This is a genomic window from Pseudomonas sp. (assembly GCF_050739995.1).
Taxonomy (GTDB): domain Bacteria; phylum Pseudomonadota; class Gammaproteobacteria; order Pseudomonadales; family Pseudomonadaceae; genus Aquipseudomonas.
This window is the reverse complement of record NZ_JBOICG010000165.1, coordinates 1-8,991: the sequence shown is the minus strand read 5'-3', so window position 1 is coordinate 8,991 and position 8,991 is coordinate 1. Positions and strand designations below refer to the sequence as shown.

Sequence of the window (8,991 nt, the reverse complement as noted above, 5' to 3'; positions counted from 1 at the left end):
CATGTGCATGTGCACAGTGTGATGCGGCATAGCCATGCACATTTTCCGGATGTGCATCATCGGCATAGGCATTGAGCGGTGGGGTTGAACGTTTTTCCGGCCGTAGAAATCACAAAACCCCTGGTTTCTTTCGAAACCAGGGGTTTTGTTTACATCGAATTTGGCGGTGAAGGAGAGATTCGAACTCTCGATACAATTTCTTGTATACACACTTTCCAGGCGTGCTCCTTAAGCCACTCGGACACTTCACCGTATCTCGTCAAACCAGTTCAGTCTGTCGAGGCGCGCTAATGTAGTCGAAAGCCTTTCTGATGGCAAAGGTTTTTTTCAGAATTTTCATGCGGTTAGACGGTTATGCCATTACCTGCCCATTCAGGGACGGTGATTCTGCCATTCTCGGGCATAGGGAATGGATGCCTGGGACGGTCGGTGCGCCCTGCTTCGGGCCGTCTACCCTTGGGTGTGGCGTAAAAGCCTGACTGGGTAGTCAGTCACGGCGCTTTACCAGGGCGGGCGTGGTGGGTAACGTTTGCGCATGCACTTCTATAAATAGCCTCTCTATAACAAATCCTACAAGGAACCGCGTCATGAGTGAGTTGATTGCCTACCACCTCGAAGACGGTATCGCGACCCTGACCTTGAGCAACGGCAAGGTGAATGCCATTTCTCCGGCGGTGGTGAGTGAGTTTAATGCGGCGCTGGATCAGGCCGAGAAGGACCGCGCGGTGGTGGTTATCACCGGGACGCCGGGGATACTGTCGGGTGGTTATGATTTGAAGGTGATGACGGCCGGCCCCAAAGAGGCGATCAGCCTGGTGACGTCGGGCTCGACGTTGGCGCGTCGACTATTGTCCCATCCGTTCCCGGTAATCGTCGCTTGCCCTGGGCACGCGGTCGCCAAGGGCGCGTTCCTGCTGTTGTCGGCGGATTATCGGATTGGTGTGGAAGGCCCGTTCAGCATCGGCCTGAATGAAGTGGCAATTGGCATGACCATGCATCACGCCGGTATCGAGTTGGCGCGGGATCGTCTGCGCAAGTCGGCATTTCACCGTTCGGTGATCAACGCCGAGATGTTTGACCCGCAGGGCGCATTGGCTGCCGGCTTCCTCGATAAAGTCGTCGCCCCTGAAGCGTTGCACGCTGCTGCCCTGGAAGCGGCGCGTCAGTTGAAGAAGATCAATATGAACGCCCACAAGCACACCAAGTTGAAAGTGCGTAAGGCGCTGTTGGAAGCGCTGGATGATGCAATCATCCAGGATCAAGGCCACAACCTGAGCTGAGCCCTACTCTCGTTATGCCAGAGCCCGACCTTGAGTCGGGCTTTTTCTTACAAATAAACAGAATCACCTTGAGCCGCTCTAGTCGGGCTGTATCGGCACATGTTGAAACATGTGCTTAAACATCGCCTATCTCCTACGTCTGTAGGGGCAATTGCCGAATACAGTGCACATCCGTACACTGCGCCACCTTTTGTCCCGATAGGCCGTGTCGATGCTTTTTCTGTTACGTATGTTGTTGATGGGCCTGCACTTTATCGTCGCCGGTGTGCTGGGCGTTTTGTTGGGCATTTGCCGACCGTTCAACCCGGACAACAGTCGCTTGTGCGCGCGCCTCTATGCCCTGCCCGCCATGTGGATCTTGCGCCTGAACGTGAAGACCGATGTCGACTCACTGCGCAACAAGCCCGGCACCTGCGTGATCATCGCCAACCACCAATCCAACTATGACCTGTTTGTGTTCGGCACCGTGGTGCCTTACCGCACGGTGTGTATCGCCAAGAAGAGCCTGAAGTGGGTGCCGCTGTTCGGCCAGTTGTTCTGGTTGGCGGGTAATGTGTTGATCGACCGGGGCAATGCGCACAAGGCACGCCGTGCGATGCTCACCACGACGCATACTTTGCAGCATGAGGACACGTCGATCTGGGTGTTCCCCGAAGGCACGCGCAACCTGGGCAAAGGCCTGTTGCCGTTCAAAAAAGGCGCGTTCCACATGGCAATTACGGCGGGCGTGCCGATCGTGCAGGTGTGCGTCAGCAATTACGTCACCCATATGCAGCTCAATCGCTGGAACAGTGGTGATGTGCTCATTCGTTCGTTGCCACCTATTCCTACGGCTGGACTGACTGCGGATGACATCCCTCAGTTGATGCAGACTTGCCAGGAACAGATGGACCATTGCATCGAGGCAATGGACCGAGAGCTGCAATCGGCTGCAACAATCGAACTCGCTTCCAGCTAAGCTGCCCAACACCTGTCCTCTCAATAAGAAGCGATCAGCACCATGGGTAGAGTTGTTGCGGCCGCGGTCTACAGCGCCGGTAAAAAAGTCACCGATATCACCCTCGATGAAGGCGCGGCCTGGGCCGCCAAACCCGACCATTTTGTGTGGATCGGCCTGGAAGAACCCAACGCCCAGGAACTGGCCAACCTGCAACGCCAGTTCAATTTGCATGAACTGGCCATCGAAGACGCCCTGGAAAAACACAGCCGCCCGAAGCTGGAAACCTTTGGCGATGCGCTGTTTATCGTCACCTATTCACCGGTGCGCGAGAACGGCAAGCTGGAGTTTATCGAAACCCATATCTTCGCCGGCAACGGCTACATCATCACGGCGCGCAACGGGCATTCTGCGTCCTACGGTTTTGTACGCCAACGCTGTGAGGCGCGGCCGTTATTGCTTGAGCATGGGGAAGACTTCGTACTCTATGCCTTGCTGGATTTCGTCACCGAGAACTACCAGCCGGTGAGCGAGGCGATCCATGCCGAGATCGATGAGCTGGAGCGCAACGTGCTGTGCAGCTCGTTGAGTGAGCGCGATATCCAGAACCTGCATGGCCTGCGCCGTGATGTGCTGCGGCTCAAGCGCTACGTGGCACCGATGGTGGAGATCAGCCAGGAACTGCAGAAGCTGAGCTTCCCGTTTATCGACAAGAACATGCGCCCGTATTTCCGTGACGTGCAAATCCATGTGACGCGACAGATGGAAGACCTCACCACGTTGCGCGATATCGCCAGCCAGACCATCGAGATCGGTGTGTTGCTGGAGGCTTCGCGCCAGAGTGTGGTGCAGCGCAAGTTCGCCGCGTGGGCGGCGATTCTCGCGTTCCCCACGGCGGTGGCGGGGATTTACGGGATGAACTTCCAGAACATGCCCGAGCTGCAATGGCACTACGGCTATTTTGCGGTGCTCGGGTTCATTACGGTGGGTTGTACCGGCCTGTGGGCCAGTTTCAAGCGTTCGGGTTGGCTTTAAACCTTAGCTTCGGATTTATGGGCCACAAACCGCATCATCCATTCCGCCACAGTGACGCCGTGGTGGTCGCGCTCAAGGCTGGCCACACCCTTTGTGTAGACTTTTTCGCCCAGGGTTGTCTGAAGGATCTCCAGCAACTCGCGGGAATAATCGTGGATAAATTCCGGGTGACCCTGGAAGCACAGCACCTGATCGCCAATGTGATACGCCGCAAACGGGCAAAACGCACTGGAAGCAATGACCGTGGCGTTTTCCGGCAGCGTGGTCACTTGGTCCTGGTGGCTGATCAATAGCGTCAGTTCTTCCACTTCAGGGCTCATCCACGGTGCCTTGGCATCGAGCTGGTAGTCGTGGATACCCATGCCCCAGCCCTGACCCGCGCGCTCGGTCTTGCCACCCAGCAGCAGTGCGAGCAACTGGTGACCGAAGCAGATACCTAGCAGCTTGTCGCCGCGCTCATAACGTTCGAGCAGGTAGGTCTTGAGGGTCTGGATCCACGGGTCGGTGCCAAAGGAATCGGCCTTGCTGCCCGTGACCAGGTAGGCATCAAACACTTCGTCGTCCGATGGGTATTCACCCTGTACCACGTTGTAGATGACAAATTCGGCGGCAATCGGTTGCTTGGAGAACAGGCGCTTGAACATCTGCCCGTACCCTTGGTATTGATCGATCAAGCCTGGACGCAGGATATCGGTTTCCAGGATACAGACGCGTAGCGACATAAAAAATACCTGACACGGTGATGGGAATAATGCACACCCCAGAGCCTGCCTCGAAACCCCCTCCAAGGCAAGCCCTGGTAGAGGCTCTTTGTGGGAGGGAGCTTGCTCCCTCCCACATTTAGATCACCGAAACACTTCACCTTGTGCAGCCTTTTCCAGCAACAGCGCTGGTGGAGAGAACCGTTCCCCATACTGCTCAGCCAGGTACCGGGCGCGGGCGATAAAGTCGTTCAACCCGTACTGGTTGATAAACTGCAACGCGCCACCGCTCCACGCGGCAAAGCCGATGCCGAAGATCGACCCCACATTGGCGTCCGCCGTGGACATCAATACGCCTTCCTCCACACAACGCACGGTTTCGATGGCCTGGATAAACAACAGGCGGTCGCGCACATCCTGTGGCGAAATCCGCTTGCCTGGCTGTTCGAACCGGGTTTTCAACTCGGGCCACAGGTGCTTCTGCCCACCCGCCGGGTAGTCATAGAAGCCACCGCCCGCTGCTTTGCCTGCGCGTTTGTACTCATTCACCAACAGATCGATCACCCGCGTCGCCGGATGGGTCGGCACATCCTTACCTTCCGCCTGCAGATCCTTGGCCGTTTGCTGTCGGATATGGCTCATCAAGCTGAGTGACACTTCATCGGACACCGCCAACGGCCCCACCGGCATGCCGGCCTTGCGCGCTTCAGTCTCGATCATCGGCGCAGCCACGCCTTCGCCAAGCATGGCGATGCCTTCGTTGGTGAAAGTGCCGAACACCCGCGAGGTGAAGAACCCGCGACTGTCGTTGACCACAATCGGGGTTTTCTTGATTTGCAGTACGAAATCAAAACCTCGAGCCAGGGTTTCGTCGCTGGTTTTCGCGCCTTTGATGATCTCCACCAAGGGCATCTTGTCCACCGGGCTGAAGAAATGCAGGCCCAGGAACTTGCCTGGATCAGGTACGGCGTTGGCCAGGCCGCTGATGGGTAAGGTTGAGGTGTTGGAGGCGATCACTGCCTCGGCGCCCACCACGCTTTGGGCGGCGGCCGTAACCTGGGCCTTGAGTTCGCGGTTTTCAAATACGGCCTCGATGATCAAGTCGCAACCGGCCAGATCAGCGTCAGAAGCCGTAGGATGAATGCGCATCAGGGTCGCGTCCCGCTGCTCGGCGGTCAATTGCCCACGGCTGACCTTCTTGTCCAACAGCGCGGCCGAGTGTGCCTTGCCCTTCTCGGCGGCAGCGAGGTTGATGTCCTTGAGCACCACCTCGATGCCCGCACTGGCACTGACGTAAGCGATGCCCGCGCCCATCATCCCTGCACCGAGTACGCCGACTTTGCGTGTCACGTAAGGCGCAAAGCCTTGGGGGCGCGAGCTGCCGGCGTTGATTTCGTTGAGCTGGAACCAGAAGGTGCCGATCATGTTTTTCGCTACCTGCCCCGTCACCAATTCGGTGAAGTAGCGGGCTTCGATCAGGTGCGCGGTGTCGAAATCGACCTGAGCGCCCTCTACCGCAGCGCAGAGGATTTTTTCCGGTGCCGGGAAGCAGCCGTTGGTTTTGCTGCGCAGGATCGACGGTGCAATCGCCAGCATCTGCGCCACTTTGGGGTTCGACGGCGTGCCGCCGGGGATTTGATACGCCTTGTTGTCCCACGGTTGCCTGGCCTCAGGGTTGGCGAGAATCCAGGCGCGGGATTTGGCCAGCAGCTCCTCGCGGCTCACGGCCAGCTCATTGATCAAGCCGGCTTGCAGCGCCTGTTGCGGTCGTACTTTTTTACCTTCCAGCAAGTACGGCAGGGCCTTTTCCAGCCCCAACATGCGCACCATGCGCACCACCCCGCCGCCGCCCGGCAACAAGCCGAGGGTGACTTCCGGCAAGCCGAGCTGTGTGGACTTATCGTCTATCGCGACGCGGTAATGACAGGCCAGGCAAATCTCCCAGCCCCCACCCAGCGCCGCGCCATTGATCGCGGCCACGACCGGTTTGCCGAGGGTTTCCAGGCGACGCAATTGTGATTTCAGCACCAGCACGCCGTCGTAGAAATCCTTGGCGTGGGCCTTGTCGACTTTGATCAACTCATTGAGGTCGCCACCGGCAAAGAATGTTTTCTTTGCTGAGGTGATTACCACCCCTGCGATGTCGTCCTTTTCCACCTCCAGGCGTGCGACGGTGGCCGCCATGGCCTCGCGATAGGCGGCGTTCATGGTGTTGGCACTCTGGCCTGGCATGTCGAGGGTCAGCACCACAATCTGGTCCTGGCCTTTTTCGTAACGAATGGCGTCGGTCATGACGGGTTCCTTAGGCTCAGAGGCGTTCGATAATGGTGGCGATGCCCATGCCACCGCCGACACACAGGGTGGCCAGGCCATAGCGCTGCCGACGCACTTCCAGCTCGTCGAGCAGGGTGCCGAGGATCGCGCAGCCGGTGGCACCCAAAGGATGGCCCATGGCTATGGAACCACCGTTGACGTTGACCCGTGCGGCGTCGATACCCATGTCCTTGATGAACTTGAGCACCACCGAGGCGAAGGCTTCATTGACTTCGAACAGGTCGATGTCTTCTACGCGCAACCCGGCCTTGGCCAGAGCTTTACGCGTGGCCGGCGCCGGGCCGGTGAGCATGATGGTCGGGTCAGTGCTGGTGACCGCCGTGGCGACGATGCGTGCTCGCGGTTGCAGTCCCAGTTCGCGGCCCTTGGCCTCGGAACCAATCAACATCAATGCAGCGCCATCGACGATGCCGGAGCTGTTGCCCGGCGTGTGGACATGGTGGATGCGCTCCACATGGCTGTAGACCCGCAGTGCGGTAGCGTCGAAGCCCATCAAGCCCATCATCTCAAAGCTGGGCTTGAGTTTGCCCAGGCCGTCGAGGGTGGAATCGCCGCGGATAAACTCGTCATGGTCCAGCAGCACAATGCCGTTCTGGTCCTGCACCGGAATCAATGATTTATTGAAGGACCCATCTGCACGTGCCCTGGCCGCTTTCTGCTGGGACTTTAGGGCGAAGGTATCGACATCCTGGCGACTGAAGCCTTCCAACGTGGCGATCAAATCGGCGCCAATGCCTTGGGGCGTGAAATGACTGTGCATATTGGTTTGCGGGTCGAGCACCCAGGCCCCACCGTCGCTGCCCATGGGCACGCGGGACATGGACTCAACACCCCCCACCACCACCAGGTCTTCGAAACCAGAGCGCACTTTCATCGCGCCAAGGTTCACCGCCTCCAGGCCCGAGGCGCAGAAGCGGTTGATCTGTACGCCGGCGACGCTAATGTCCCAATCCGCCACCAACGCGGCCGTCTTGGCGATGTCGGCGCCCTGGTCACCTATCGGAGTGACGCAGCCGAGGACGATGTCATCGACCTGGTGCGTATCGAGATCACTGCGCCGGGCCAGCGCCGTGAGCAAACCGGCCACCAGATTGACCGGTTTGACACTGTGCAAGGCACCATCGGCCTTGCCTTTGCCCCGGGGCGTACGTATCGCATCAAAGATCAAAGCTTGGGTCATGACGTCCTCGAACCGCAGTGCGTGTGTGCCCCTACCTTAGGCCCGATTGACACGGTTTCAATGACGGATGCGCTCATTGCTTTTGACCCCCTCGCTCGGACGAACGGTAGGCAGCTATGGGAAACCACTGATTAATCGTTTTAGCTGTCTAGCCCTAGGGCTGGCGCCAAGATGGCGAATAGCCTCATGCCGTTTTAAGCGCAAATACCAATAAGCTGATATGAAATGGATCTAAGCCGCGCAGAACGGGGGCTCTAAGGTTGAATCTGTAAGAAGCTGTTGCCGGGTTTTGCTGGAGCAGCTGTAAGAAAAGCGACACGTCATATCGGCATAGTGGAATTTACCGGCACGTATTTGACGCTCAGGAATAACAACAAAAGGCAGTCAGCCATGTTCAAACATTCGAAAGTACGTCAGGCGGGACTTATTCTTTTCGCCACCACACTGATTCTGATCTTGCCCAATCTAACCAAGGTTATCGGGTGACGACTCAATCCCCACATTCGGTGCACACACAGCCTCAGGACTGCAGTTTTTGGCAGCACCTGCCGGGACATTGCGCATAGCGGTCCTGTGCAGGCGCTGCCGTTTTGCGTGGGAATTTCCGGTATCGTAAACGCCATCCCCCATCGCACCGGGCCTTTCTCTTGAAAACCATCCTCGCCCTCCTCGCCGCGTTACTGAGCCTGCCGGTCTCTGCCGCGCAACTGACCATCGAACTGGAGCACACCAGCAAGACCTGGCAGACCTCCGACTTGCTCAAGCGGCCCGATGTACAAACGGTGCAGGTCGTCGATGATGTGTCTTACAAACACAACATGACTTATCGCGCAGTGCCGCTAGCGGCCCTCCTCCCGGGACTGCAGCCGGAAAGCCACCTGCAAGCCGTCGCCCTCGATGGCTTCGCCGCCGAACTGACTGCCGCACCTTTGCTGGAAACACACGGCGCGCGTGCCTGGCTGGCGGTTGAAGACCCAGCCCACCCATGGCCCCCGCTGGCGGAAGGCAAACCGAGTGCCGGGCCGTTTTACTTGGTGTGGACCGACCCGCGAGCGGGTCACATCAGCCCAGAACAGTGGCCGTTCCAGATCTCCGGGATCAAGCAATTGAAGACCGTGGCAGAGCGCTTCCCAGCCTTGCTACCCGACCCGAAGCTGGCGGCGAATGACCCCATCAACCAGGGTTTTGCGCTGTTCCAGAAAAACTGCCTGGCGTGCCATCGGCTCAATGGTGCGGGCGATGCGCAGGTGGGACCGGATTTGAACATCCCCTACAACCCCACCGAGTATTTCAGTGGGGACTTCCTCAAGCGTTATATCCGCGACCCGCAGAGTTTGCGGCATTGGCCACAGGCGAAAATGCCTGCGTTCGCGGCGAGTGTATTGCCTGACGATGAGCTGGATTTGCTGGTGGGGTATTTGCAGCATATGGCGGGGCGTAAACAGCGGCCCTGAGCCATGTGCAGCCTCCCTGTGGGAGCGGGCTTGCTCGCGAAAACGTTGTGCCAGACGCAGGATATGTAGC

Annotated in this window: 7 protein-coding genes and 1 tRNA gene; 4 read left to right on the top strand and 4 right to left on the bottom strand. The window is 58.3% G+C overall.

Going from position 1 to position 8,991, the window contains the following annotated elements; translation table 11 throughout:
• Positions 1-161: 161 nt before the first annotated feature.
• Positions 162-251 (bottom strand) — tRNA-Ser (locus ACRESD_RS05875).
• A 336-nt stretch (positions 252-587) separates the two neighbouring features.
• Between ACRESD_RS05875 and ACRESD_RS05870 the strand changes: the two genes are divergently transcribed.
• The 3 genes from ACRESD_RS05870 to ACRESD_RS05860 all read left to right on the top strand — a co-directional run bounded on the left by ACRESD_RS05870 (position 588) and on the right by ACRESD_RS05860 (position 3,252).
• Entirely contained in the window at positions 588-1,280 is a 693-nt protein-coding gene (locus ACRESD_RS05870) for a crotonase/enoyl-CoA hydratase family protein (RefSeq protein ID WP_431750066.1), read from the top strand.
• A gap of 211 nt (positions 1,281-1,491) precedes the next feature.
• Positions 1,492-2,238 (top strand): lysophospholipid acyltransferase family protein, encoded by a 747-nt coding sequence (locus ACRESD_RS05865; RefSeq protein WP_431750065.1) that lies wholly within the window; start codon positions 1,492-1,494, stop codon positions 2,236-2,238.
• Between the two features lie 42 nt (positions 2,239-2,280).
• Positions 2,281-3,252: a magnesium and cobalt transport protein CorA gene (locus ACRESD_RS05860; RefSeq protein WP_431750064.1), complete on the top strand. Its 972-nt coding sequence runs from the start codon at positions 2,281-2,283 to the stop codon at positions 3,250-3,252.
• On the opposite strand, the gene ACRESD_RS05855 is transcribed toward ACRESD_RS05860, so the two are convergent.
• The 3 genes from ACRESD_RS05855 to ACRESD_RS05845 form a co-directional block, all read right to left on the bottom strand.
• Positions 3,249-3,974, bottom strand: coding sequence for an amidotransferase (locus ACRESD_RS05855; protein ID WP_431750063.1), 726 nt, complete (start codon positions 3,972-3,974; stop codon positions 3,249-3,251). The two genes, ACRESD_RS05860 and ACRESD_RS05855, sit on opposite strands and share 4 nt — an antisense overlap.
• Positions 3,975-4,097: 123 nt before the next feature.
• Entirely contained in the window at positions 4,098-6,245 is a 2,148-nt protein-coding gene (locus ACRESD_RS05850) for a 3-hydroxyacyl-CoA dehydrogenase NAD-binding domain-containing protein (protein ID WP_431750062.1), read from the bottom strand.
• A 16-nt stretch (positions 6,246-6,261) separates the two neighbouring features.
• Positions 6,262-7,467, bottom strand: a complete 1,206-nt coding sequence (locus ACRESD_RS05845) for an acetyl-CoA C-acetyltransferase (RefSeq protein ID WP_431750061.1) — start codon at positions 7,465-7,467, stop codon at positions 6,262-6,264.
• A 647-nt stretch (positions 7,468-8,114) separates the two neighbouring features.
• Here ACRESD_RS05845 and ACRESD_RS05840 point away from each other — a divergent pair.
• Positions 8,115-8,921 carry a c-type cytochrome gene (locus ACRESD_RS05840; protein ID WP_431750060.1) on the top strand — a complete coding sequence of 269 codons (807 nt, stop codon included), beginning with the start codon at positions 8,115-8,117 and terminating at the stop codon, positions 8,919-8,921.
• The last annotated feature ends 70 nt before the right edge of the window (positions 8,922-8,991 follow it).

Coding starts and splice junctions, on each gene's coding strand:
- ACRESD_RS05870 (WP_431750066.1), top strand. CDS start 588: ATGAGTGAGTTGATTGCCTACCACCTCGAAGACGGTATCGCGACCCTG.
- ACRESD_RS05860 (WP_431750064.1), top strand. CDS start 2,281: ATGGGTAGAGTTGTTGCGGCCGCGGTCTACAGCGCCGGTAAAAAAGTC.
- ACRESD_RS05845 (WP_431750061.1), bottom strand. CDS start 7,467: ATGACCCAAGCTTTGATCTTTGATGCGATACGTACGCCCCGGGGCAAA.
- ACRESD_RS05855 (WP_431750063.1), bottom strand. CDS start 3,974: ATGTCGCTACGCGTCTGTATCCTGGAAACCGATATCCTGCGTCCAGGC.
- ACRESD_RS05850 (WP_431750062.1), bottom strand. CDS start 6,245: ATGACCGACGCCATTCGTTACGAAAAAGGCCAGGACCAGATTGTGGTG.
- ACRESD_RS05865 (WP_431750065.1), top strand. CDS start 1,492: ATGCTTTTTCTGTTACGTATGTTGTTGATGGGCCTGCACTTTATCGTC.